The organism is Nocardia sp. NPDC127606 (assembly GCF_042671725.1).
In the GTDB taxonomy this organism is placed as follows: domain Bacteria; phylum Actinomycetota; class Actinomycetes; order Mycobacteriales; family Mycobacteriaceae; genus Nocardia.
The window spans coordinates 558,862-584,301 of sequence record NZ_JBHXWQ010000001.1 but is presented as its reverse complement, the minus strand read 5'-3'; the positions used below and the strand labels follow the sequence as shown (position 1 = coordinate 584,301).

16 protein-coding genes are annotated in these 25,440 nt (G+C 67.8%); 7 read left to right on the top strand and 9 right to left on the bottom strand.

The annotated features are described in order from the left end of the window. Genes ACFVJ5_RS02705 through ACFVJ5_RS02695 form a run of 3 tightly spaced genes read left to right on the top strand, consistent with a single transcriptional unit; the run spans position 1 to position 6,883 of the window. Entirely contained in the window at positions 1 to 3,477 is a 3,477-nt protein-coding gene (locus ACFVJ5_RS02705; protein WP_379218171.1) for a putative T7SS-secreted protein, read from the top strand. Then, entirely contained in the window at positions 3,390 to 6,464 is a 3,075-nt protein-coding gene (locus tag ACFVJ5_RS02700; RefSeq protein ID WP_379219753.1) for an RHS repeat-associated core domain-containing protein, read from the top strand. The genes ACFVJ5_RS02705 and ACFVJ5_RS02700 overlap by 88 nt, the downstream gene beginning before the upstream one ends. After that, positions 6,461 to 6,883 (top strand): hypothetical protein, encoded by a 423-nt coding sequence (locus tag ACFVJ5_RS02695; RefSeq protein ID WP_379218170.1) that lies wholly within the window; start codon positions 6,461 to 6,463, stop codon positions 6,881 to 6,883. Before ACFVJ5_RS02700 ends, ACFVJ5_RS02695 begins: the two co-directional genes overlap by 4 nt. Before the next feature lie 69 nt (positions 6,884 to 6,952). Here ACFVJ5_RS02695 and hisG read toward each other — a convergent pair whose 3' ends face one another. The 8 genes from hisG to metH form a co-directional block, all read right to left on the bottom strand. Continuing rightward, positions 6,953 to 7,804 (bottom strand): ATP phosphoribosyltransferase, encoded by an 852-nt coding sequence (gene hisG / locus ACFVJ5_RS02690; protein ID WP_379218169.1) that lies wholly within the window; start codon positions 7,802 to 7,804, stop codon positions 6,953 to 6,955. A 54-nt stretch (positions 7,805 to 7,858) separates the two neighbouring features. Beyond that, positions 7,859 to 8,140 carry a phosphoribosyl-ATP diphosphatase gene (locus tag ACFVJ5_RS02685; RefSeq protein WP_266290031.1) on the bottom strand — a complete coding sequence of 94 codons (282 nt, stop codon included), beginning with the start codon at positions 8,138 to 8,140 and terminating at the stop codon, positions 7,859 to 7,861. A 55-nt stretch (positions 8,141 to 8,195) separates the two neighbouring features. Continuing rightward, positions 8,196 to 10,016, bottom strand: a complete 1,821-nt coding sequence (locus ACFVJ5_RS02680) for a choline/carnitine O-acyltransferase (RefSeq protein ID WP_379218168.1) — start codon at positions 10,014 to 10,016, stop codon at positions 8,196 to 8,198. Positions 10,017 to 10,025: 9 nt separating this feature from the next. After that, positions 10,026 to 10,841, bottom strand: a complete 816-nt coding sequence (locus tag ACFVJ5_RS02675; protein ID WP_379218167.1) for a class I SAM-dependent methyltransferase — start codon at positions 10,839 to 10,841, stop codon at positions 10,026 to 10,028. 12 nt (positions 10,842 to 10,853) lie between these two features. Continuing rightward, on the bottom strand, positions 10,854 to 11,717 hold the full coding sequence (locus ACFVJ5_RS02670; protein WP_379218166.1) for an arpA protein: 864 nt from the start codon (positions 11,715 to 11,717) through the stop codon (positions 10,854 to 10,856). A gap of 147 nt (positions 11,718 to 11,864) precedes the next feature. After that, on the bottom strand, positions 11,865 to 12,533 hold the full coding sequence (locus ACFVJ5_RS02665; RefSeq protein WP_379219752.1) for an HAD family hydrolase: 669 nt from the start codon (positions 12,531 to 12,533) through the stop codon (positions 11,865 to 11,867). A 113-nt stretch (positions 12,534 to 12,646) separates the two neighbouring features. Continuing rightward, positions 12,647 to 14,611, bottom strand: a complete 1,965-nt coding sequence (locus ACFVJ5_RS02660) for a serine/threonine-protein kinase (RefSeq protein ID WP_379218165.1) — start codon at positions 14,609 to 14,611, stop codon at positions 12,647 to 12,649. A gap of 230 nt (positions 14,612 to 14,841) precedes the next feature. Then, complete coding sequence (metH, locus tag ACFVJ5_RS02655; protein WP_379218164.1) at positions 14,842 to 18,438, bottom strand: methionine synthase; 3,597 nt, start codon at positions 18,436 to 18,438, stop codon at positions 14,842 to 14,844. A gap of 192 nt (positions 18,439 to 18,630) precedes the next feature. Here metH and ACFVJ5_RS02650 point away from each other — a divergent pair, with 192 nt between their 5' ends. Then, positions 18,631 to 19,461 carry a PAC2 family protein gene (locus ACFVJ5_RS02650; RefSeq protein WP_235569430.1) on the top strand — a complete coding sequence of 277 codons (831 nt, stop codon included), beginning with the start codon at positions 18,631 to 18,633 and terminating at the stop codon, positions 19,459 to 19,461. 72 nt (positions 19,462 to 19,533) lie between these two features. Further along, positions 19,534 to 22,107 (top strand): AMP-binding protein, encoded by a 2,574-nt coding sequence (locus ACFVJ5_RS02645; RefSeq protein WP_379218163.1) that lies wholly within the window; start codon positions 19,534 to 19,536, stop codon positions 22,105 to 22,107. On the opposite strand, the gene ACFVJ5_RS02640 is transcribed toward ACFVJ5_RS02645, so the two are convergent. Continuing rightward, positions 22,009 to 22,314 carry a hypothetical protein gene (locus ACFVJ5_RS02640; protein WP_301901081.1) on the bottom strand — a complete coding sequence of 102 codons (306 nt, stop codon included), beginning with the start codon at positions 22,312 to 22,314 and terminating at the stop codon, positions 22,009 to 22,011. The genes ACFVJ5_RS02645 and ACFVJ5_RS02640 overlap by 99 nt on opposite strands. Before the next feature lie 348 nt (positions 22,315 to 22,662). Here ACFVJ5_RS02640 and ACFVJ5_RS02635 point away from each other — a divergent pair, with 348 nt between their 5' ends. Together ACFVJ5_RS02635 and ACFVJ5_RS02630 are read left to right on the top strand one after the other, a co-directional pair. Continuing rightward, a complete protein-coding gene (locus ACFVJ5_RS02635; protein WP_379218162.1) occupies positions 22,663 to 23,802 on the top strand; it encodes an XRE family transcriptional regulator in 1,140 nt (379 codons plus the stop codon). A 132-nt stretch (positions 23,803 to 23,934) separates the two neighbouring features. After that, a complete protein-coding gene (locus ACFVJ5_RS02630; RefSeq protein ID WP_379219751.1) occupies positions 23,935 to 25,437 on the top strand; it encodes a TIGR02677 family protein in 1,503 nt (500 codons plus the stop codon). The last annotated feature ends 3 nt before the right edge of the window (positions 25,438 to 25,440 follow it).

The window sequence follows — 25,440 nt, the reverse complement described above, 5'->3', positions numbered from 1 at the left end:
GTGGGACTCGGCGATTTCATCGACAAAGTCGGAAGCGCGATCGAGGACGGTGTCGAGGATCTCGTCGAGGGTGCGGGGCAGGTCATCGACGACGGCCTCGACGTGGTCGGCGACGCGGCCGGGTATGTCGGACTGGACAGCGTCGACGACGCACTCGACGATCTGGGCGACAACATCGCCTCCGCGACCGGCGGCGATGTCGAAGAGGAAGAACTCGGGCAGACCGATGACCCCAAAGAACTGATCCTGGGCGAACCATCTGAAATCGGTTCCACCGCGGAGACATTGAAGAAGATGGCCGCGGCGATCGAGTCGACCGGTCAGGCGCTGCAGAAGATCGACGCTGCCGATTGGACCGGCAAGGGCGCGGACGCGTTCAACGAGGTCTACGACAAACAGCCGAAACTCTGGTTCGACGGCGGCGATGCCATGACCGCGGCGGCCGACGCGATGGAGGCGTGGCAGAACGAGGTCAAAACCGCACAGGACAAGGCGGGCAACGCCATCGAACGATGGAAGGCCGCCCACGCCGAGGAAGTCCGGCAGAAGAACTGGTGGAACTCGCTGACCGGCGAGCAGCAAGCGCAGAATCCGCTGGTCGACACCTGGACATCCCTGCGCAACGAAGCGCGAGAGATCCTGCGTGGCGCTCGAATTCAGCGCGACAACGGAGCGTCGATCGCGGACGGTGCGTTGGCAGCGGCCACCGAGAAGGCACCGAAGGAACCCCCTTTCAGCGAACGATGGATCGCCAATATCTCCGATCTCGGTGGTGTGCTCGAGCACGGAGCGCTGAATTTCTACGCCGGCTTGCTGACCAGCCTGACCGGGCTCGTGCAGTTCGTGCGCCAGGTGAACCCGACCGACATCTACAACATCACCCACCCGGCTGACTACGTCGAAGGGTTGTCCAATCTCGGCACCGGACTCGTTGTCGCCGTGGCGGATCCCGGCGCGACCGTCGACGCGATCCTGAAGGATGCCAGGGCCAACCCGTTCGAGTTCGTCGGTGCGCTCACCGGCGATGCCCTGCTCACCGCCGCCACCGGTGGTGGGGGTAGTGCGAAAGTCGCCATCAATGCCTTGAAGAAGGTCACCAATGCGGGCCGACGACTTCCCGACGGCGGTTCCGGTCCGAGCCCGCACAACCCGAGCGCGCCCCGTCAGAACCCGGCCGACGAAAGCGCCCCGACCCGGCAGAACGACCCGGCGGGCCAGACCGACCAACGGCAAGGCGCCGGCCTTCCGACGTCCGATCGGGGGCCGGCACCGGAAGGACGTCCGGTCGAAGGGGCACCGCAACGAGAAGCACCGACCCAGCGCACCGAGGACACCGGAGACGGTTACTCGCCGACACCGGAACACTCCGAACCGCGGCACTCCGAACCGCCGGCCCGGACCGACCGCGACCAGCCGTCACCCACTACCGAACCCACCAGCAGCACACCCGATCCCGAACCGACCCGACAGCCCGAACCCACTCAGGCGCCGGACCGCACTCCCGACGCCGACCCGCAAACGAGTCGACCGGAACCGCGCCCGGAAGCGGCAGGCACATCGACCCCCGACTCGACGCCCTCCCAACGCGCGGATCAAACACCCACCCAACAGACCGACCACACATCAACCCAACGCACCGACCCGACCCCCACCCAACAAACCGACCACACACCGACGCAGCGCACCGATCCGACGCCCGATCAGCACACCGATCGCACCCCGACTCAACACACGGATCCAACGCCGACTCAACAGACCGACCACACACCGACCCAACGCACCGACCCAACGTCGACTAACCACACGAATCCGGATTCACCCGCGACAACGCACGGGGACTCGCCCCGCTCGCAAGCGGATCCCGACACGACCTCGCACAGGGATCAGGACACCGCACCGACTCAGCACACCGATCCCGACCGAACATCCCGCGAGGACGGCTCGGCGTCGGACAACCGGGTGAACCCGACCGCTGATCGAGCGCCGCACACGAACGACGCCCCGTCCGACGTCGACTCCCGACCGACGGTGCGCACGGATCCGACGCCACAGACCTCGAGCCCCACGCCGCCTGCCGCAGGCTGGCAACCCGGCCACAGCACCAACCCCGACAACGGCCCCGCACCCCGACCGACTCCCGACGCACACCCAGCGCGCACCCATCCCGGCGCGACCCCGGCCGGGCCGTCCCATACGCCGCAATCACCCCGCGTCGATTCGACACCACAACGGCCACACCACGATCCAGGCACCGAACCCCACAAGACGCCCGACTCTCCGCGTGCAGGCACAGCGCCCGACCCGGCCGGACGCGCGAACGGGCATTCGCCATTGACCGCCGGACCCCACCCGGATTCTCCGACCAGGTCGACACCAGGGCACACGCCAACACGCGCAGATGCCGAATCGCCGTCCCGTGCGCACCCCGATTCCGACGGCCGAGGACCGGACCACGACCCGGACAAACCCCGCGACCGCGCTGACGGACGCTCCCCCGAGCAGGAACCGGCGCCGAAAGATCGCACGCCCGACCGTGATCCGACCGAACACACCGACCGCACGCCCGACCGAGGGCCGAACGATCCGGCCACTCCCCGTGACCGCACCCCTGACCGCGATTCCGACACGCACACCGACCGCGACTCCCCCAGAGATCGCACCCCCGACCGTGATCACGAAACGGACCGCGACGCGGATCCTGACCGCCGGACGGCGCAGGATCGCGCCGATGCCGATCGCAACGCGCACGAGCACGCGCGGGAGTCCGGTGCGGAATCCGATCGAACACCGGACCAGAAGACCTGTTCCGAAGACCCCGTCGACATCGGCACCGGCGAGTTCCTGCTTCCTGAAACAGATCTCGATCTACCTGCTGTCCTGCCGATGACGCTGCGGCGGGCACACCATTCGAACTACCGGTTCGGTCGCTGGTTCGGCCCGTCTTGGTCCAGCACATTGGACGCGCGGATCGTCGTCGAGGACGCCGGTGTCACCTTCATCGGCGAGAACGCGATGATGCTCGCCTACCCACACTCCGAGGTCGGCGTCGCGACACAGCCGCTCACCGAAGGGCAACAGTGGTCGTTGACCCGCACCGACACCGGCGGCTATCGCGTGTGGGATCAGCGGCGAGAGGTGATCTGGCACTTCGCACCGGAACCGGGACACGACGGTCTCGAAGCTCGACATGGCAACTACGCGATCTCGGCCATCACCGACCGGCACCACAACCGTCTTCGTTTCCACTACGACGCCGACGGGGTACCGGTCGAGGTCACACACTCGGGCGGATATCGGGTCCGCATCGACTCGGACCGTACGCGGATCACCGGACTCGCGCTGATCTCGGACGATCCCGATCTGGGCGAGTTCGCTACGCCGGTACTGGAATTCACCTACGCAGACGCGGATCTGATCGCCGTCACCGACGCCGTGGGAGCACGACCCGCTACACCTACGACGCCGAACACCGGATGACGTCGTGGACCGACTCCAACGGCAATCAGATGGTCAATTCCTACGATGAGTTCGGTCGAGTCGTCTTCCAGCGCGGCACCGCGGGAATGCTGAACTGCGACTACATCTATCGGCAGCTTCCTGACGGCGCCGGCCGCCTCACCGCCGTCACCGATTCGCTCGGCGCCACCACTTCCCACGGTTTCGACCGCGAACTGCAACTGCGCGATCTCGTCGACCCCGCCGGCGGCCATACTCACATCGATTACAACGCCGACCGCAGGCCGCTGACCATCACCGGACCGGATGGAGCAACCACCCGATACCGATACAACGGCGCGGGTGACCCGACGACAATCATTCGACCCGACGGATATTCCACCGAGATCGACTATCTCTGGCGCAACCGTCCCACCACGATCACCTCCCCCGACGGTTCGATCTCGCGCCAGGAATGGTCGGCCACCGGCGACCTCACTGCCATCGTCGGCGCCACCGACGACGATCGCACCGAATTCACCTACCACCCGAATGGCGCGCTGGCCACCGTTGTCGAACCCAACGGCGCCCGAACCACCATCGAGGTGGACGCCGCCGGTCTCGTCGCCCAGGTCACCGAACCGGACGGCGCGGTAACCCGCTTCCGGCGCGACGCCGCCGGTCGACCTACCCAGATCACCGATTCCCTCGGTGCGGTGACCCGCTACGACTGGACTCCCACCGGAAATCTGCTCCGCAGAACAGATCCCGACGGCCACGGCGAAACGTGGACCTATGACGGCGAAGGCAACACACTCACACATACCGACCGCGTCGGTGGCCTCACCCGATTCTCCTACGGGACTTTCGATCTCCTGCACTCCCGTATCGATCCCGACGGCTCGATCACCCGGTACACCTGGGACACCGAACGCCGCCTGATCGCCGTTCACAACCCGATCGGCCAACGCTGGACCTACGAATACGACAGCGCCGGAAGACTTGTCGCGGAAACCGACTACAACGAGGCGACCACCCGATACACCCTCGACCGTGCCGGACGACTCGCCGCGATCACTGCCGCCACCGGCACGACTCGCCATTTCCGCCACGACCTTCTCGGCCGCGTCACCGAGATCACCACCGACGACGACTGGATCCGCTACACCCACGATCCCGCGGGACGTGTCCTGTCCGCCGTCAACGGGGTCGGTGCGACCGCCACCCACGCACTCGAATTCGCCTACGATGCAGCGGGAAGTCTCGCCTCGCAGCGACTCGACGATCAACCGCCGATGCTGTTCGAACACGATGACCGCGGTCATCGGACCCGCCGAACCACGCCCTCGGGCGCGGTGTCGAGGTGGCACCACGATTTCGTCGGTCGCATGGACCGTCTCAGTGCCGACGGCCACGACATCACCTTCGGCTACGACCCCCTGGGGCGCCTGACCAGCTGGCGGATCGGCGAACTGGCGATAACCCGCGGACACTCCGGCCTCGGCCAGTTGGCCGACCAGGAGGTTACCGCGTTTCCGGCGCAGGCGGTTTCGCTCGATTCGGGCTCGACCACCAGGCCCGCACCGCACCGGCTCCGCCGCGACGAATTCACCTATCGCCCGGACGGCTACCTCACCACCCACACCATCGCCCGTGCACAGACCGACCTCGTCCACCGCGACTACAGCCTCGACGCGGTCGGCCGAATCACCACTGTGTCCACCGACGGCGCCCCCACCGAACGCTATGCCTACGACGCACTCAGCAATATCGTCAGCTCGTCCACTCCTGCGGCCGGGACTTCGCCGGCGTCTGCGTCGCGTACCCCACCTGCCGACGACGACCGGCGCGAATATCGCGACAACCTCCTCGTCCGCGACGGCCGAACGCGGTTCCACTACGACCCCGCCGGACGCCTGATTCGCAAGACCACCGTCCGGCTTTCTCGCAAACCCGATGTCTGGCACTACCGATACAACGCTTTCGACCAGCTCACCGACGTGTGGACCCCTGACCATCAGTGGTGGCACTACACCTACGACGCCCTCGGCCGCCGCACCACCAAACAGCAGCTGACGACCGGCGGTGCCGTCCTCGAACGCGTCGACTACGTGTGGGACGGTGTACATCTCATCGAGCAGGCCACCCGCGCCGCTACCACTCGCTGGCACTATCAGCCCGGTTCGCACGCCCCACTCACGCAGTCGACCGACGGGGCCGCGATCGACCGCGAGTTCTACGCGATCATCACCGACCTGGTCGGCGCCCCGACCGAACTGATCGATCCCGGCACCGCTCACCCCGCGGCCACCGCGGGTGCCGACCTCTGGGGCCGAACCACCTGGCGCGGAAAGGCGAGCTCACCGCTGCGCTTTCCCGGACAGATCCACGACCCCGAAACCGGGTTGCACTACAACATGTTCCGGTACTACAACCCGGACACCGGCCAATACCTCACAGCGGACCCGCTGGGTCTGGCCCCAGCACCCAATCCCTACGCCTACACCACCAACCCGCTCCGGTTCGTCGACCCACTCGGGCTGACACCGGCCGCGTGCGAACGGTTCGAGAATTTCCGTAGACAGGTCACGCCCGACGAGCTCTCCGACGCGCCTGCCCCGTACGAGGGCGGCCGACCCGGGCACGCCTGGGACAAGCACATGGTCAGCCGCGAGGTTCAGGCATCCATCCTCAACAACCCGGATCGGATCTTCAGCGGGACCTACCACGGAACGAACCATATAACCGGTGAGCCCTATACCCGCCAGGTCGACATCTACTTCCGTGCGGGCCAGCGGGATACGACGAACAGTTTGGGTTCGGTGGTGATCACGGAAGCGGGCAACAAGAGCTCGGTCGTCACCGCCTATGGTTTGATCGACGGGCGTCCCGGGATTCGGAAGCGACCTGTCAACGCGGACAAGAATTGGGCGAACGACCCGGACTACGTCGAGATCCGCCTCCGGGACGATATCGACGAAGTGGTATTTCCCGACCGGGCGAGCTGGGAAGGAAACAACTGGCAGTGACGACCGACAGCGGCCAAGAGCACGATTCCCCCTCCGGCGGAGGAGACTCGACCATCGATCTCCTCGCTGCGTCCTTTGCCGCGCATCTCGGCCAGCAGGTCACCATCGTCGACTCCAGCGGGATGACACCGGATGGGTTCGCGTGCTTCATCCGAAGCCCTGCACCCACTGGGCCGACCCTCCAGGTGGCGTGGGAGGGAGTTCTCGGGATGAAGTACATCGACGGACGACCCGACATCAGCGTGTCGCTGTTCCTGTTCAGCCGGGGCCGGCGTCTGCGACTCGACGATCATCACCCCGGCAGCTATCTGGAGATCGTCTACGAGGGCCCGCTCGACGGCTCGGGCACCTGGCGTGACCTGGGCTGGCTGCACGACGGTTTCGGCGAGTTCGAAGCATACGACCGCTACGGCGAATAGGTACGCGGCCCCGATCGCGACGCAGAAAAGGGCGGGCCCTGGAGGGGCCCGCCCTTCACCTCTGAAGGCTCAGAAGGCTCGGCAGGAGCGGATGTCGGTGGCGAGGATGGCCTTGGCGCCGAGGTCGGCCAGCTGGTCCATCAGTTCGTTGCCCTGCTTGCGCGGAACGAGCGCACGCACGGCGACCCAGTCGGGGTCGGTGAGGGGCGAAACGGTCGGCGACTCGAGGCCAGGGGTGATGGCGACGGCCTGGTCGAACAGCGACTTGGGGCAGTCGTAGTCGAGCATCAGGTACTGCTGGGCGAAGACGACGCCCTGGATGCGGTTGATGAGCTGGTTGCGGGCGCGGTCGTCGCGGTCGGACCCGGTGCGTTCGATGAGAACGCCTTCGGAGTCGCACAGGGACTCGCCGAACGCGACCAGGTTGTGCTGACGCAGGGTGCGCCCGGAACCGACGACGTCGGCGATGGCGTCGGCGACACCGAGCTGGATCGAGATCTCGACCGCGCCGTCGAGGCGGATCACCTCGGCTTCGATGCCGAAGCGGGCGAGGTCGGCGCGGACCAGGTTGGGGTAGGAGGTGGCGATGCGCTTGCCCGCCAGATCCTCGACCTTCCAGTCCTCGCCCGCGGGGGCCGCGTAGCGGAAGCTGGAGCGGCCGAAGCCGAGCGAGAGCCGCTCGCTGACCGGGGAACCGGAGTCCAGCGCCAGGTCGCGGCCGGTGATGCCGAGGTCGAGCTCACCGGAGCCGACATAGATGGCGATGTCCTTGGGGCGCAGGAAGAAGAACTCGACCTGATTCGCGAGGTCGAGAACGGTCAACTCGCGGGAGTCGGTGCGTTTGCGGTAACCGGCCTCGCTCAGGAACGAGACGGCGGCTTCCGACAGCGAACCCTTGTTGGGAACTGCGACGCGCAACATGGGAATGGGGTCCTTTCGGGGAAGTGGAACGTGTCGATCGGGACGGATCAGCCGTCACAGATGTCGGTACACGTCCTCGAGCTTCAGCCCGCGACCCAGCATCATCACCTGGAGCCAGTACAGCAGCTGGGAGATCTCCTCGGCGAGCGCTTCATCGCTCTCGTGCTCGGCGGCCAGCCAGATCTCGCCTGCCTCCTCCAGGACCTTCTTGCCCTGGAAATGAACGCCTGCGTCCAGCGCGGCCACGGTGCCAGAGCCCTCGGGACGGGTCTGGGCACGCTCGGTCAGCTCGGCGAACAGGGATTCGAAGTTCTTCACGAGTAGAGATTGTTTCATACCCGGCCCAGCGGTTTTCCCGGCGCACCGCGCGGTGCGGCACGCCGGGAAACGATCACGCCGGTTGAGCGAGCAATTCGCGCAGGTCGGCTACGGCGGTGCGCAGGTGGTCGGCGAAGGCGTACATCTGGTCGGACACCGATTTGGGGGTGGCCAGGTAGATGTTCCACCGATCCGGCAGCAGCACGTAGGCGATGCCGATGCAGCGCGGGCTGGTCGAGCCGAAACCGAAGTAGCGGATGTACTTCGACGGGGCCGAGCTGGTCGAGAGGTAGTCGTCGCGCATGGTCGTCCAGCCGGGGCTGTCGAACAGCGCGATCCGCTCCTCGGCGACGCCGAGCTGTTCGCCGCGGCGGCGCTGGATCCACTCCAGTTCCCACAGGTGCTGCTCGGGCGCCTGCCCGGCTTGGCATTCCTTGGCCCGCGCGACGTGGGCGGACGCTGCGGTGCGCGCCGCGGCCAGCTTGGTCTCGGGGTCGGCGTCGTCGGAGACCATCGCGTCGACGAACGCCACCATCTCCGGGGTCACCACGCGCATGGCCTCGGTGCGGCCGTTGCGGAACTGCCGGGTGGCGATGGATTCGTAGGTGGCGCCGGTGAGCCCCTTGCTGCGCCGGTGGGCGAGCTGGTAGCTGAGCTGAGCGAAGGCATCGGGTGAGATGCCCAGCTTCTTGGCCTCGCCGGTGCCGAAGTCGTCGAACGACACCAGCGAGGTGGCCGTGTCGGCGGCGAAGCGGGCGAAGTCGGCGCCCGCCGCGGCGATGTCGGCGCGGGCGGCGGAGTCGAGCACGAACTCGATCGGTTCCACCGAGGGCAGCCCCTGCGACTGCGCGCCGCTGGTCGCCGCGTGATCCTGGGCGGTCCGCTCGAGCAGCGCGTCGACGAACGACAGCACGGTGGTGCCGTCGAGTCCGCAGTGCTCGATATTGATGCCGGCTTGACCGTCGGCGAAGACGATGAACGACACCGACTTGTCGAAGTAGCGGTTGCCGCTGTCACCGTGGAGCAGCTGATCGCAGGCGTGCAGTTCGTCGCGCGGGGCGAAGTCTTCCAGGCACACCGAGAACAGCGCCGTCTCCACCGCGTCGAAGGCCTCGACATTGGCGGGCTCGGAGCGCAGTACTTCCCGGCTCCGCGCCCATGCCGCACGAGCTTTCGTGGTGAGATGGCCGACCGAGGTGTCGGTCGCGGCGGGCTTGGTGCCGCCCTTGATGACCGCGCGCAGCCCGTCGACCACGTCGTCGAACGCGTACGGCGCGCCGTCGGGTCCGACGACGTCCATCCGGAAGATGTTGCCGCGGTAGAAGACCGCGATGTGCCGGGCATCCGAGGGGCCGGGCCATTCCGGGCTGTAGGGCTTGCGGACGCTGTCCTGGATCTCGCCGGGAATCCGGGTCTCGGAGAACAGGTACTTGTTCTGCCACATCGACAGGGCCTGCCCGCGCTGGGTCGCCGGCGCGATCTTCTCCGCGTCCAGCGCCAGCTTGTAGTCGACAGCCGCCCCGATGATCGCGGCGGCGCGCTCGGTCTGCCCGGCGATGGTCGACGCCGCCAGCGGGGTGTCGTCACGGAACAGGAACACGAAGTTGGCGTTGATCGCGATCCGGTCCCGACGGCCCAGATACCGCGACGGCCAGAATTCGTCGAGCCAGCTCCCGACGCCGGGGGTGGCGTCGTAGTCGGCCAGGGCGGCGTGCAGGGCGCGCCCCGCCCCACCGGGGCGCAGCAGCTCGGCTACCGCGCCCTCGGTGGTGGCGTAATCTTCGGCGCCGAGCAGGGGCTGACACCACTGCAGGAACCGCGCGCAACTGTCGTCCAGACTCGGCAGCGGTACCCGGGGCAGCGTGTCTTCGGCGGCGAACGTGGGTTGGTTCAATCCAAGTCCTCAGGTCTCGATGGGATGCGGGCGGGACAGGAACAGGTTGGCGTAGAGCCAGCCTTCGGCTTCGTGGTCGGTGGTGTCGATTCCCTTGGCCGCCAACGCATCCAGCACTTGTTCACGTTCCTGCGACGAGGCGAACCTCCGCTGCTGGAACATACCGGGACGTTGCTCGCTGCGGTAGCCGAGCGCGGCCAGTTCCTCGGCGATGGGACCGAAATCGAACATCCGCAACACGAAATGCGCCATCCACGGTCGCTTGCGCGGATCTGCTTGGGCGACCCTGGACAGGGTTTTCTCGGTGATGTAGCCGACGCATCCGGTGGAGATCACCAGATCGGCGGAGGCGAGCACACGGCGCTGCGCCTCGGTGGGCTCGGTGGCCTCGAGGTCGGCGTGCACGTAGTCGTGCAGGAGTCCGGCGGCGTGGGCGTAGGTCAGCGCCGGGCGTGCGGCGTCCATCCCGATGAAGCGTACGTCGGGCATCAGATCCCCGCGCAACCGCTCCCGGTCGGCGGCGATCAGCCCGATCTTGTCGGTGTCGGCGTGATCGCGGTAGTGCCCGGCCAATTCGTCGACAGTGGTGTCGCTGCGCAGCAGTGCCGCGTTCACCCCGTAGGAGCACCCGAGGTCGAGCACCGTCGGGATCCGGTCCGGCCGAGCGGCCCGCAGCTGGCGCAGTTGCTCGGCGAAGTGCGGCTTCGCCAGCTCCGGGATCCGGTAGTCCAGCTCGTTCATCCGCGCGAAATACGCACGGGGATCGGGACTTTCGTAGATGTCGTCGAAGGATGCTTTGCCGGTGGTGTGCAACGGAACGGACATGGGCGGTTCCTCTCAGTCGAGCAGTCGGTCACCTCGGACGGCGTCGGCCGCGGCGGCCACATGGTCGGGCAGGACACGGCCGAACAACTGCCTGGTGCGTTCGACCGTGCCGATCACCCCTGGACGGTCCGTGTAGGCGAAAATCGCCGAATGTCGTTGTCCCGCACCGGCCACCTCGGTGACGCGATGCAGGGAGAAGCGGCCCTTGAACAGCTGCAGATCGCCGGGGCGCAGTTCCAGCGCGCGAATGAACCGGGTGCCGTCACCGGTGAGCACGGCGCGCACGTCGTCGAGGTGCTCGGCGTGCGGGTCGCGGATATTGGGGCAGTACTCGAACACGCCGCCGGCATCGGGCTTGCGCGTGAGCATGCTGACGGTGAATTCATTGGTGTCGAAATGCCACGGATGCGACATCCCCGGCTCGACCACGTTCAGGCACAAACCCGCCAGCGGGTCGGCGAATTCGTGCAGGTCCTCGAGTTCGAAGCAGTCGGCGACGAAGCGCTGGAACACCGGGTCGGTGTAGAGGCGCTGGATCAGCGCCTCGGCCGGGATCCGGTCGCGGGCCACGAACGCGTTACCGCGGTCGAGCACGATCCGCGCCGGATGGTCGGCGGGCAGGTCGGCGTCGAGGGGAATGTTGTAGGCGTTGACCCGCTCAACCTTGTAGTGGGCGTGCGGTGCGATCGCCTCCCCCTCGGCGCGCAGCGTGTCGAGCAGCTGCGGACGGATGAACTCGCGCAGTACCGTACAGCCGTCCTCGGCCAGCTCGGCGCGGGCGGCGTCGATAGCCGCCTGCCTGCCCGAACCACCGAGATCGGTGAGTGGATACCGTGCGATGTCGACGATTTCGTCAAGCCCCCGCGTGCCCGTCATGTACCCAGTTTGCGGGAATATTCGGGCGAGCGCCCGTGTTTCGACAAATCGGGCATATCCCGGGCAGATCACAATCGGGCGAAATCAACTGTGCGGCAACAGTTTTCGTAGATTCAACCTGGGTTTCGGTACTATCACGGTAGGCTATTACGCCCTATCACGCGCCGCTGCCGAAAGATTCACACGTGCGTCGAGTGCGACTCGCAGATCGTCGACCGACAAACCGATCAGCGACTCCCGGAATACCCGCCCCGGCGCCTCGGGAACCGCGATCTCGCACGGAATCACGATCAGACCGCAGCCCGCGCCCTGTGCCGCGAGCGAACCGGTCGGCGAGTCCTCGATCGCGACACAGTCACCCGGGTCGACCCCGAGCAGTTCCGCGGCGCGGCGGTAGATGGCCGGATCGGGCTTGCCGTGCGCCACCTCGTCACCGCACACGGAGGTGTCGAAGAAGTCGCGGCCGAGGGTGTCGAGGCCGTATTCGGTGAGCGAGCGCTTGGTGTTGGTCACCAGCGCGGACTTCATGCCCGCCTCGCGCACCATCGCCAGCGCGTCCTTGGCGCCGGGACGCCACGGGATCGGGCCGAGCATCAACTCGGTGACCCGGCGTTCCAGGAACTCCCCCGCCTCGGCGATCGTCTGCGGCGACGGGTCGAGGCCGATACCGTCGAAGAGCATGCGCAGCGCGTTCGGACCGGAGGCACCGATCAGGGCGTGCCGGACTTCGTCGGTCAGCTCGCGACCGTGCTCACGGGCCAGTTCGCGAACCGCGATGTCCCACAGCTTCTCCGAATCGAGCAGCGTGCCGTCCATGTCCCACAGCACCGCGGCCGGTCGCGCGCTCACCTGTTACTCGCCTCGTTCTCGTCACACATCGCCGAAGTGCCCGGCGCTCGCCGGACCCCGTTCAGGGTAACGGGTCCGCCTCAGACGCCCGATCCCGCGATCTGCAGGTTGCCCGCGTCGCCGGAGACCTGGATCCAGCGATTCTCCGAGGTCACGGTGCCATTGGCGAGCTGATAGGTGAGCGTCACGACCGCGCGGTTCTGCCCGCTGGGGGTGATCGAGCCGACAGTCACCGACCGCACCGACGACCAGAACGACGAGTACTGCCCGAACCCGCCGGTCTGTGCCTGGTAGCCGGGGGCGAGCTGCGCCCACGCCCCGCCGATGTTGCCGGGCAGCATGCCGTAGTACCCGGCGATGAACTGGTTGATCCGGTCCGGGGTCGGCGGTCCGAACGGCGTGGTGGTGATGGTCGTGCTGGTCGGTTTCGCGGTGGTGGGGGTGGGCTTGGCGGACGTGCTGGTCGGGGTCGCACCGGTGCTCGTCGCACCGCTCGGCAGGGCCTCGGGCGGGGCCGACACGGTGATCGTTTCCTGTTCGGGCACGATGACGACCGTGCTCACCTTGCCGTCGACCACGGTCGTGACGGTGACCGGCGATGCCGGGACCTGCGCCTGCTGATCGGAGTCACCGCCCCGGTCGCGGGTGACCACCAGCACCACCAGCATGACCGTGAAGGCGGCGACGGCCGCGGCCAACAGCAGCACCGCGCGGCTGTTGTTCGCGCGGTCGGTGCGCGAGGGCGGGGCGGGGAACGCGGGATGCAGGCCGGAGCCGTCCGTCGGCCCGGCCGCGGCCTCGGCGCGCAGCTGCGCCTGAGCGCCGGCGCGTTCGACACCGTCCGAGGACTCGGCGTCGCGCGGCCGAACGAGGCCGGGATCGCCCGCCGCAGCCTGCCGCACAGCGCCTGCCTGCCCGACCCCGCCTGCCGCCGCTCGGCCGACGGCCCCGTCCGGTCGGTCCGCCGCGTTGCCGAGCGCGGCCGACGCCGCACTTGCGCTCACGTCCGAGGCCTGCGGGGCGCCCGAGGACGCGCCGGTCGAATTTCGACCCGAGATGGCCGAGCGGGCAGCCTTGGCCCGCGCGAGACCGCTGCCGAACAACGCCGCCGCGCCCGACTTCGCCGTCGCTCCCGCGTTCGCGGGTGCGCCGGCCGACCGAAGCTGCGTCGTGGCCGCCTCGCTCATCGGCAGAATCTTGGTAGCCGAGGCGGGCAGTGCCGGAACACGGCCCGCCGCAACGTCTTCCAGCGCCACACGGGCCTGCGCCATCGTCGGCCGGTCATCGGCCGACGCGGTCAGCAGCCACATCAGGACCGGGGCGAGCGGGCCCGCGTTCTTCGGCTCGGGCACCACACCGCGCGCGACGGCGTGCAGCACGGCCAGGGGGTTGTCGCCCTCACCGAACGGCGGAGCGCCTTCGGAGGCGGCGTACAGCGTGGAGCCGAGGGCGAATACGTCGGCGGCGGGTTTCGGGTTGTCGCCGCGCGCGATCTCGGGCGCCAGGTAGGCGGGGGTGCCCGCCAGGAAGCCCGTGGCGGTGACGGTGACGTCACCGGTCGCGTGCGAGATGCCGAAGTCGGTGAGTTTGACCGTGCCGTCGTCGCCGACGAGCAGATTGGCCGGTTTCACATCACGGTGCATGATCCCGGCGTCGTGCGCGGCGGACAGCGCCGCGGCGGCCTGGGCACCGATCCCCGCCACCTCGATCGGCGGCAACGTCACCCCGCCCGCCAGCTTCACCGCGAGGCTCGGCGCGTTCATGTATTCCATGACCAGCCACGGCTGGCCGTCCTCTTCGGCGACATCGAAGACGGTGATGGCGTTGGGATGGTGCAGACGGGCCGCGATCCGGCCCTCCCGCATCGCGCGCAGCTTTCCTTCGAGTGCTTGCGTACCGGTGAGACCGGGTGCGAGCAGCACTTGCTTCACCGCGACGGTGCGCCGCAACCGCACATCGGTGGCGCGCCACACGACTCCCATCGCGCCCGTGCCGATCGGGTCGGTGAGTCGATAGCGTCCCGCGATCAACCGATCCGATGTCATAGTGTGCCCCTCCTGCTTACCGCTGAGTCGTCTCGCCCTCCGCGCCACAGCGGGATGAAACTTTCGAAAATCCTACGTGCTGAACTGCTTCGATCCTGTTGCGGGACAGCCCGGTCCATGGACCCAGCGCCGCATCGTGACCAGACTCACATGCGCCGCAACGGCAATCGGACCGGTCCGCGGGACCGGTCCGATCTGCCGACGCGTGCATTTGTTGTGCCTGCAGTGTCTCAGGCGTTGAAGTATTTCGCCTCCGGATGCAGCAGCACGAACGCGTCCGTCGACTGTTCGGGGTGCAACTGCAGTTCCTCCGACAACGTCACCCCGACCCGGCCCGCGTCGAGCAGATCGACCAGCTTGGCACGATCTTCCAGGTCAGGGCAGGCACCGTAACCGAAGGAGTAGCGAGCGCCCCGGTAGCCGAGCTTGAAGTAGTCCTGGATGTCGGCGGGATCGTCGGCGGCGACGGACTTGCCGTCGACGGTCAGTTCTTCGCGCACCCGGCGATGCCAGTACTCGGCCAGCGCCTCGGTGAGCTGCACGCCGATTCCGTGCACCTCGAGGTAGTCGCGGTAGTTGTCGGCGGCGAACAACGCGTTCGCGAAGTCGGCGATCGGCTGACCCATCGTCACCAGCTGGAACGGCAACACGTCGACCTGCCCGGTCGCACGGGCCTGCTCGCGCGAGCGGATGAAGTCGGAGATGCACAGGAACCGGTCGCGCTGCTGACGCGGGAAGGTGAACCGATACCGTTCCGGCGCATCAGGATTCGGCTCGGTCAACACGATGACCTCATCGCCCTCCGACACCGCGGGGAAGTACCCGTAGACCAGGGCCGCGTGCTGGAGCACACCCTCGGTGGCGAGCCGGTCGAGCCAGGCGCGCAACCGCGGCCGGCCCTCGGTCTCCACCAGATCCTCATAGGTCGGCCCGTCCCCGGCACGCTGACCGCGCAGACCCCACTGACCGAGGAACAGCGCCCGCTCGTCGAGCAAACCCGAATACTCCGCCAGCGGCAGACCCTTGATCACCCGGGTGCCCCAGAACGGCGGCGTCGGCACGGGCAGATCCGTGGCCACATCAGAGCGTTCGGGCACCACGATCGGCGCCTCGGCGGCCTTGCGCTCGGCCGCGATTCGCTTGGACCGCTCATGCCGCGCCTTGCGCTCGGCGGCCTTCTCCTTGGCGGCGACCGCCGCCGGGCTGTCCGGGTCGAGCCCGCCGCCACGCTTGACGGTCATGATCTCGTCCATCAACCGCAGACCCTCGAAGGCGTCACGGGCGTAGTACACGTCGCCGTCGTAGACCGCGGTGAGGTCGTTCTCCACGTAGGACCGAGTCAGCGCGGCGCCGCCGAGCAGCACCGGGAACTGTTCGGCGACACCCTTGGAGTTGAGTTCGCCGAGGTTCTCCTTCATCACCACGGTCGACTTCACCAGCAGCCCGGACATGCCGATTACATCGGCCTTCTTGTCCTGCGCGGCGTCGAGAATGGTCGCGATGGGCTGCTTGATGCCGAGGTTCACCACCTCGTAGCCGTTGTTGGACAAGATGATGTCGACCAGGTTCTTGCCGATGTCGTGGACATCGCCCTTCACCGTGGCCAGCACGATCCGGCCCTTACCCGCGTCGTCGGTGGCTTCCATGTGCGGTTCCAGGTGCGCGACAGCGGTTTTCATCACCTCGGCCGACTGCAACACGAACGGCAGCTGCATCTGGCCCGAACCGAACAGCTCACCGACGGTCTTCATGCCCGAGAGCAGGGTCTCGTTGATGATCTGCAGCGGCGGCACGGTCTGCATCGCCTCGTCGAGATCGTCACCGAGACCGTTGCGTTCGCCGTCGACGATGCGCCGCTCGAGACGCTCGAACAACGGCAGCAGAGCCATTTCCTCGGCGCGCGAGGCCTTCGACGAGGCCGTCGAGACACCCTCGAACAACGCCATCAGCTTCTGCAGCGGGTCGTAGTCCTCGGTGCGGCGGTCATAGATCAGGTCGAGGGCGACCTGCTGGTGCTCGTCGGGGATCCGGCTCATCGGCAGGATCTTCGACGCGTGCACGATCGCCGAATCCAGTCCCGCTTCGACACATTCGTGCATGAACACCGAGTTCAGCACCTGCCGGGCGGCCGGGTTCAGACCGAAGGAGATATTCGACAGGCCCAGGGTGGTCTGCACCTGCGGGCGGCGGCGCTTGAGCTCGCGGATGGCCTTGATCGTCTCCTCGCCGTCCTTGCGCGACTCCTCCTGCCCGGTGCCGAGGGTGAAGGTCAGGGTGTCGATGATGATGTCGGACTCGGCCAGGCCCCAGTTGCCGGTGATGTCGTCGATGAGGCGCTCGGCGATCGCGACCTTGTGATCGGCGGTGCGAGCCTGACCCTCTTCGTCGATGGTCAGCGCGACGACGGCGGCACCGTGCTCGGAGACCAGCCGCATGATCTGCTGGAACCGCGAGTCCGGGCCCGCGCCGTCCTCGTAGTTCACCGAGTTCACCGCGCACCGGCCACCCAGGTGCTGCAGACCTGCCTGCAACACCGGCACTTCGGTGGAGTCGAGCATGATCGGCAGCGTCGAGGCGGTGGCCAGTCGTGAGGCCAGCTCGTTCATGTCGTCGGCACCGTCGCGGCCCACGTAGTCGACGCACAGGTCGAGCATGTGCGCGCCGTCGCGGGTCTGGTCCTTGGCGATCTCGAGGCAGCGCTGCCAGTCGGCGGCCAGCATCGCGTCACGGAAAGCCTTGGAGCCGTTGGCATTGGTGCGCTCGCCGATCATCATGATCGACGCGTCCTGCTCGAACGGCACCGCGGTGTACATGCTCGAGACGGCGGGCTCGTGCTCCGGGTGACGACGGTCTTCGATCGCGGGCAGCGTCTTCTCGACCTCGCGCACCGCCTCGGCGACCTGGCGAATGTGCTCCGGGGTGGTGCCACAGCAGCCACCGACCAGCGAGAGCCCGAACTCGGACACGAACCCGCTCATCGCGACGGCGAGCTCTTCGGGGGTGAGCGGGTACTCGGCGCCGTTGGCGCCGAGTACGGGCAGACCGGCGTTCGGCATCACCGACACCGGGATGTTCGCGTGGCGCGACAGGTGCCGCAGGTGCTCGCTCATCTCCGCGGGCCCGGTCGCGCAGTTCAGCCCGATCATGTCGATGCCGAGCGGTTCCAGCGCGGTCAGCGCCGCGCCGATCTCACTGCCGACCAGCATGGTGCCGGTGGTCTCCACGGTGACATGGGTGATGATCGGGATCCGGCGGCCCGCCGCGATCATGGCCCGGCGGCTGCCGGTGATCGCCGCCTTGACCTGGAGCAGGTCCTGGCAGGTCTCGATGAGGATGGCGTCGGCGCCGCCGTCGAGCATGCCGAGCGCGGCTTCGGTGTAGGCGTCGCGCAGCGAGACGAACGGCGCGTGGCCCAGGGTCGGCAGCTTCGTGCCGGGGCCCATCGAGCCGAGGACATAGCGCGGGGTGCCGTCGGCGGACGGACCCATCTCGTCGGCGACATCGCGGGCGATGCGGGTGCCGCGCTCGGACAGATCGCGAATCCGGTCCTGGATGTCGTAATCGGCGAGGTTGGGCAGGTTGCAGCCGAAGGTGTTGGTCTCCACCGCATCCGCGCCCGCGGCGAAGTAGGCGCGGTGGATCTCGGCGAGCACATCCGGGCGGGTGTCGTTGAGGATCTCGTTGCACCCCTCGAGGCCGCGGAAGTCGTCGAGCGACAGATCCGCGGCCTGCAACATCGTGCCCATCGCGCCGTCGCCGATGACGACACGCCGCCGCAGCGTGTCGAGGAGCGTGGTATCGAACCCGGTGGGCAAGGACGCAGACATGATTCAAGACTAGAGGGCGCCCCCGACGAACAAGACCACTGTGGGTGAATCGAGTGGCCTGCGCCACTGTTCCCGGTGGAAACACGCAACACCGTCGGTCACCGCAAAACAATTCGCACGAGACACTAGGCTGACCGGGTGGATGCCAGTGAGACCCCCGAGACGGAACTGCCGACCTTGCGCAATCCCGTCATGGTTGCCGCCTTCGAGGGCTGGAACGACGCCGGCGATGCCGCCAGTGGCGCCATCGAACATCTGGAGTTGATCTGGGATGCCGAGCCGCTGGCCGAACTCGATTCCGAGGACTATTACGACTACCAGGTGAACCGGCCGACAGTCCGTCAGGTCGACGGGGTGACCAGGGAGATCCAGTGGCCCTCGACGATGCTGTCGGTGTGTTCCCCGCCCGGTAGCGACCGCGATGTGGTGTTGCTGCGTGGCATCGAACCGAACATGAAATGGCGCAGTTTCTGCGACGACCTGCTCGAGTTCATCGAGCAACTCGGCGTGGAGACGGTCGTCATCCTCGGCGCGCTGCTGGCCGATACCCCCCACACCCGGCCGGTGCCGGTGACCGGTTCGGCCTACAGTCCCGAGGCCGCCGAGCGTTTCAGTCTGGAACAGACCAGGTACGAGGGTCCGACCGGGATCACCGGGGTGCTGCAGGACCAGTGTGTGAAGGCCGGGGTGCCCGCGGTGTCGTTCTGGGCGGCAGTCCCGCACTATGTGTCGCAGCCGCCGAACCCGAAGGCGACGATCGCGCTGCTGCACCGGGTCGAAGACGTCCTCGATATCGAGGTTCCGCTCGGTGAGCTGCCGAAACAGGCCGAGGAGTGGGAAGCCGCGGTCAACGAGATGACCCTCGGCGACGAGGAGATCAGCGAGTACGTGCGCTCGCTCGAGGAGCGCGGCGACGCGGCGATCGACCTCAACGAGACCATGTCCAAGATCGACGGCGACGCCATCGCGGCGGAGTTCGAGAAGTACCTGCGCAGACGCGGGCCGGGCAGCTTCGGCCTCTAGTCCTCGTTCACCCGGAGTTCGCCGCACCGGCGCCTCCCGGCCGCCCTCGGCACGCCGCCTAGACTTCTGCGCGTGCCGACCCTGCCGATCGTCGCCCATCTGCGTGGTTTCGACGACCGCGTCGCGGTGCTGCACCCGGCCGGACCCGCATCCGCCGACACCATGACATCGGTGACCTACGCCCAGCTCGCCGACCGTGTGGCGCAGTTCTCGGCCGGGCTGGGACCGGTCCGGCGGCTCGTCGCCCTCACCGCGGGCAACGACCTCGACTCCCTCGTCGCCTACCTCGGTGCACTCGACGCGGGGTGCGCGGTGTTGCTCACCGGCGAGCTCACCGGCGAGCTGGCCGCGACCTACGACCCGGATGTGATCATCGACCGCGGTCGCGTCATCGCCAATCGCGCGCGGTCGGCGCACCGGCTGCATCCGGAGTTGGCGCTGTTGCTCAGCACCTCCGGGTCGACCGGGTCGCCGAAGCTGGTGCGGCTGTCGGCGCACAATCTGATCGCCAACGCCGAATCCATCGCCGAGTACCTCGCGATCGGCCCGGACGACCGCGCGGCGACGACCCTGCCGCTGTTCTACTGCTACGGCCTGTCGGTGGTCCACAGTCATCTGTTGCGCGGTGCGAGCCTGCTGCTCACCGAGCGCTCCGTGCTCGAGCCGGAGTTCTGGGACGAGTTCCGCGCGCACCGGGCCACCTCGTTCGCCACCGTGCCCTACACCGTCGATCTCCTGGACCGGATCGGGTTCGCGCGGATGTCCCTGCCTGATCTGCGGTACGTGACCCAGGCGGGCGGCAGGCTCGAACCGGCCAGGGTGCGGACCTACGCGCGGCTCGGCGCGAGCGCGGGCTGGCGGTTCTTCGTGATGTACGGCCAGACCGAGGCCACCGCTCGAATGGCGTATCTCCCACCGGAATCGGCGGACGAGCACCCCGATTGCATCGGAATCCCGGTCCCGGGCGGGCATTTCACCTTGGCACCGGTCGACGACGGCGCCGCCGAGGAACTCGTCTACCACGGCCCGAACGTGATGCTCGGCTATGCCCGCTGCTCGGCCGACCTGGCACTGGGCCGCACGGTCGACGCGCTGCGCACCGGCGATCTGGCCCGGCGCACCCCCGACGGGCTGTTCCAGGTCGTCGGCAGGCGCAGTCGCTTCGCCAAGCTGTTCGGTCTGCGCATCGATCTGGGCCGCGTCGAATCAGAGCTGGCCGTAGCCGGTTTCGTCGCCGCCTGCACCGACGACGGTAGTCGGGTGATCGCGGCGATACTCCCCCGCCCGGCAGCGTCCGCGACCTCGCGTCGAGTGCACGGTGTGGCGGCCGCGCGACTGATCACCGAGGTGTCGGGGCTGCCCGCCACCGCGATCAGCGTGACCGTCGTCGACGAACTGCCTCGGCTGGCCACCGGCAAAATCGACTATCCGGCGGTGCGCGCGCTCGCGATGACACCGGCGAGCCCGGGCGACGATGTCGGCGCGATCTACGCCGACGCCCTCGGCCTGCCGCTCGAGACGATCTCGCCCGCACACAGTTTCGCGGACCTGGGTGGCAGTTCGCTGAGTTACGTCACCGTGGCGGCACGCCTGGAGCGTGTGCTCGGCACACTGCCCACCGACTGGCCACAGCGCTCGATCGCCGACCTGGGACGATCGCCGCGCACCCGCCCCCGCTTCGGCCGGGCCCTCGACTCCTCGACGGCATTGCGCGCGATCGGCATCGTGCTGATCCTCGGCTCGCACATCCAGCTGTTCGAACTCTGGGGCGCCGCGCATGTGCTGCTCGCCGTGGCGGGCTACAACTTCGCCCGGTTCGCGGTGAGTTCGGCCCCACGCGCCCGGCGACTGCGACTCACCGGGCGGGCCGTGGCGATGATCGCGGTGCCGACCGCACTCTGGGTCCTGATCACGATGGCCTGGCAGCCCGGCTATTACGGCTGGCAGAACGTAGTGCTGCTCAACAAGATTCTCGGCCCCCGCAATGACACGGCGGGACATCTGTGGTTCCTGGAAGTACTCGTGTACTGCACCGTGGCCTGCGCGCTGCTGATCCGGATCCCCCGGATCGACAGGTGGGAGCGGCGGGCACCGTTCTGGTTCGCCCTCGGCCTGCTCGGACTCACCCTGGTCTTGCGCTGGCATTCGTTCGGGCTCTATCCCGAACGCGATATCGCGTTGTCACCGCTGGCCTGTTGGTACTTCGTTCTCGGCTGGGCCGGAGCGAAGGCGACGGCGGTCCGGCAGCGGCTGATCGTCAGCGCCGTGCTGCTGGCTTGTGTGCCCGGATATTTCGGCGTCACCGAGCGGGAACGCCTTGTCATGGCAGGCATTCTGATCTTGATCTGGCTGCCCGCGCTGCGCGTGCCCGCCGTCGTCGCCGTGGTGGCGGTGGCGGTGGCCGACAGCTCGTTGTTCGCGTATCTGCTGCACTGGCAGGTGTACCCGGTGTTCGGCGACCAGCGATTGCTCGCACTGGTGGCCTGCCTGGCCGCCGGAGCGGCGGCTACCGAGATGGTGGATCGGTGCAGGCATCGGATCCCATGGCTAACGCTCCAGGGTCAGCACTTGAGCGGCCGCCTCGTGCGCCAGCTTCGCGATCAGCAGGTCACGCGGAATCGTCTGGCCGGTAAGGTGATCGAGTGACGGCACCACCACGTGGTGCGCGTCGGCCCGCTTCAATTCCTGGGTGAGTTCGGCGAACGCCGCACCGTCACCCGCGGGTGCTTCGTGGAACGTCGCGGCGAAACACATGCCCGCGGTCCGCGCGAGGCTGCGTAGCGCATCCTCCAATTGGTCGCTCTGACCATCAGCCAGATCGTCCCGCAAGTATCCATAGATCAACGCTTCCACCCGAACCTCCGTTGGATTGGGATCGCTGTTCTGTTGTCGGACTTGTTGTGTACCGATCCCCCCGCGTCGCGCGGCGCGCCACGCGGGGGTACTGCGTTGCCCTGCAAGCTCTCCTGCAGAGCCGGCATCCGGTTGTCGAGCCGAGCACCTGCTTACATCATGAACAATCATGGCCTCCGGCAGCAGATGTCAATCCGATGACATCTACATGCCCTATCCGGGACGCCGAACGTTAACTGGTGGAATACTACCGCCGTGACCGCAACTGATGATCGACCCGTCTGGGCTGTTCGGATGCGCTCGGAACGTGACGCGAGGGGGTGGTCGCAAGCCGATGCCGTTCGCGCGATGCGTGCCAAGTCCTCCCACAACCTGCCGACGGACAGTACCCTGCTGCGCAACTGGCGCCGCTGGGAATCCGGGGAATCGCGACCTGACGAGTTCTACGCGCCGATCATCGCGGCCGCGTTCGACACCGTCCCCGCCGCGTTCTTCCCGAAGTCCCGTCCCAACCGGGATGACGAGCTGTTATCGGCAACCGGTATGGACACACTGGAGTTCATCGGACGACTCAGAATGTCCGACGTCAACAGCGCCACCCTGGACGCGGTGCGGATCACCGCCGAAAGACTGTGCTGCGAATACGCCTACGCCGACCCCTACGCACTGCACACCGAGGGGACCGCGTGGCTGCGCCGGATCACCTCTCTGCTCGACGGCAGACTGACGCTGAGCCAGCATCGGGAAATCCTCGTCCTGGCAGGCTGGGTCGCGTTGCTGGTCGGTTGCGTCGACTACGATCTCGGCCGCCGGGGTGGCGCCGAAGCCACCCGCCGGGCCGCCGATTCGCTGGGCCGCGAGGCAGGCAATACCGAGATCGTCGGGTGGGCCGCGGAGATGTCGGCGTGGTTCGCGTTGACGCAGGGCAACTTCCGTGGCGCGATCGATGTCTCGGAGAAGGCGATGGCGGGTACCACGTCGTCGAGTGTGGGGGTGCAGTTGGCGGCGCAGCGCGCCAAGGGCTGGGCCCGGCTCGGTGATCGCCGCAATGTGCAGACCGCCCTCGACGAGGGCAGGGCGATCCTGTCGCGGATGGGTCATCCGGCCGATCTGGACAACCACTTCGTCGTCGACGCCACGAAATTCGACTTCTACGCGATGGACTGCTGCCGGGTGGCGGGCCAGGATCGACTGGCCGAGCGCTACGCCCAGCAGGTGATCAGCGATTCGACCCGACCTGACGGTTCGGTCCGCAATCCCATGCGGGTCTCGGAGGCGCGGCTCACCCTGGCTGTCGTGGCCGTGCGCGATCGCGATCTCGAGCGCGCGGTCGAGGAGGGTGTCGCGGCGTTCTCCGCGGGGCGCAAGTCGCTGCCGTCGCTGGCCTGGATCGCGGGCGAGGCGGCCAGGGAGATCATCGAACGATACCCAGGAGATCATCGCACCCAAACGTTCCTCGAGCAGCTGCGATCGCTCAATGTCGGGTGAGCTCGCGCGGCGATGCCACGCCGATCGGGGACGGGTCCGGCGGAGCACGGGAAGGCCACCACTAACCTGTCTACGGTGACCGACTCCGCCGACGGCCTGCCCAGCGCCGTACCCGCCCTGTGGGACGAGCGTCTGCGGTTGTTCTCGTTCGCGACCGCCGAGAAGCGCGCCGACTACCTGCGGGTGCTGCGCGCCTTCGACAGCGCTCGTGCCGCCTACGTGGTGTTGTTGCACGCCGACGACGTCGCCGAGTGGATAGCGAGAGCCGAGGCGGGCGGTCGGGCCGAGGCGGCCGCGGGCGTCCCACTGCCCGCGGTCGAGATCGGTCCCCTGCTCGAGCAGCTGCATCGCTGGGGTGTGCTCGAACGCAGCTACGACGGCACCCGCGCGGCCACCCTGGCCGAGTACCGCAACCGGCACTACGTCTACCAGTTCGCGCAGGCCGGGTTCCAGGCCTACCGGGCGGTGGCCGGGGTGCTCGCGGCCCGGATGGAGGACGCGTCACTGTCGCGGCTGGTGCTGCCCGAGCTGCTCGCCGACCTGCACACCCTCTCCGCCGCCAACCGCGACGGCGATGCCGAGCGGGTCTACACCACCTTGCGCAGGCTCGACGCCGCGCTCACCGACATGGCCGCGCGCGCCGCGCATTTCTACCTGTCACTGGGCGATCTGGTGCGCACCACCGAGATCACGCCGGAATCCTTCCTCGCGCACAAGGACGCGTTGCTGGCGCACATGCGCGAGTTCAGCATGGATCTGGCTCGGTTCGCCCCGCGGCTGGCGGCGGCGATCGGCGACGTCGAGGAGACCGGGGTCGAGCAGTTGATCGGTCGCGCGGCCGGGTGCGACGAGCGGGTGTTGCTGAGTTTCGCCGAGCGCGAGGCGGATTGGCGTTCCCGCTGGGACGGGTTGCGCACCTGGTTCGTCGCCGCGGGCACCGAGTCGTCGGAAACCTGTGAGGCCGATCGGCTCCGCGAGGCGACGATGAGCGCGATCGCGGCGGTGCTGTCGCTGTTGCGCCGGGTCACCGAGACCCGCCGCGGCGGCGTCAGCCGGGAATCGGCGTTGCGTCACCTGGCCGAATGGTTCGTCGCCACCCCCAGCGCGGGCAGTGCGCACGCGCTCTACGACGCGGTGTTCGGGCTGGGCAGGCCGCGCCATCTGTCGCTCGAACATCCCGACGCGGAGCTGATCCCCACCAGCCGATCCTGGTGGGAAGCACCGCCTTTGGAGATCTCGCGCACGCTCGCCGAAACCGGTCGCGCACCCACGGCGGGCGCCCCGGCCCGGATCGCACGCAACGACGCTGGCGTGCGTCGGCTGCGGGAGGCCCAACTGGCGGCACAGCGCGAACGGGCCGCGGCCGCCGCCTCGCTGTCCCAGGGCAATGTGCACGAACGCGTGCTCGATCAGCGTGAGACCGAGGTGCTGTTGCGCCTGATCGACGCCGCCTCGACTGCATGGGTTCCGGTGAGCGGAAAGGTCGACGGCACAACAGGTTCCGACAACGGTGTCACGTTGACGGTGCGCCCCTGCGATGGGTCGACGGTCATCCGCACCGCGGCCGGGCTGCTCCATCTGAACAACCGTCGCCTCGAAGTACGCGAGTCGAGCCGACGCGGGGTTTCGCGATGACAC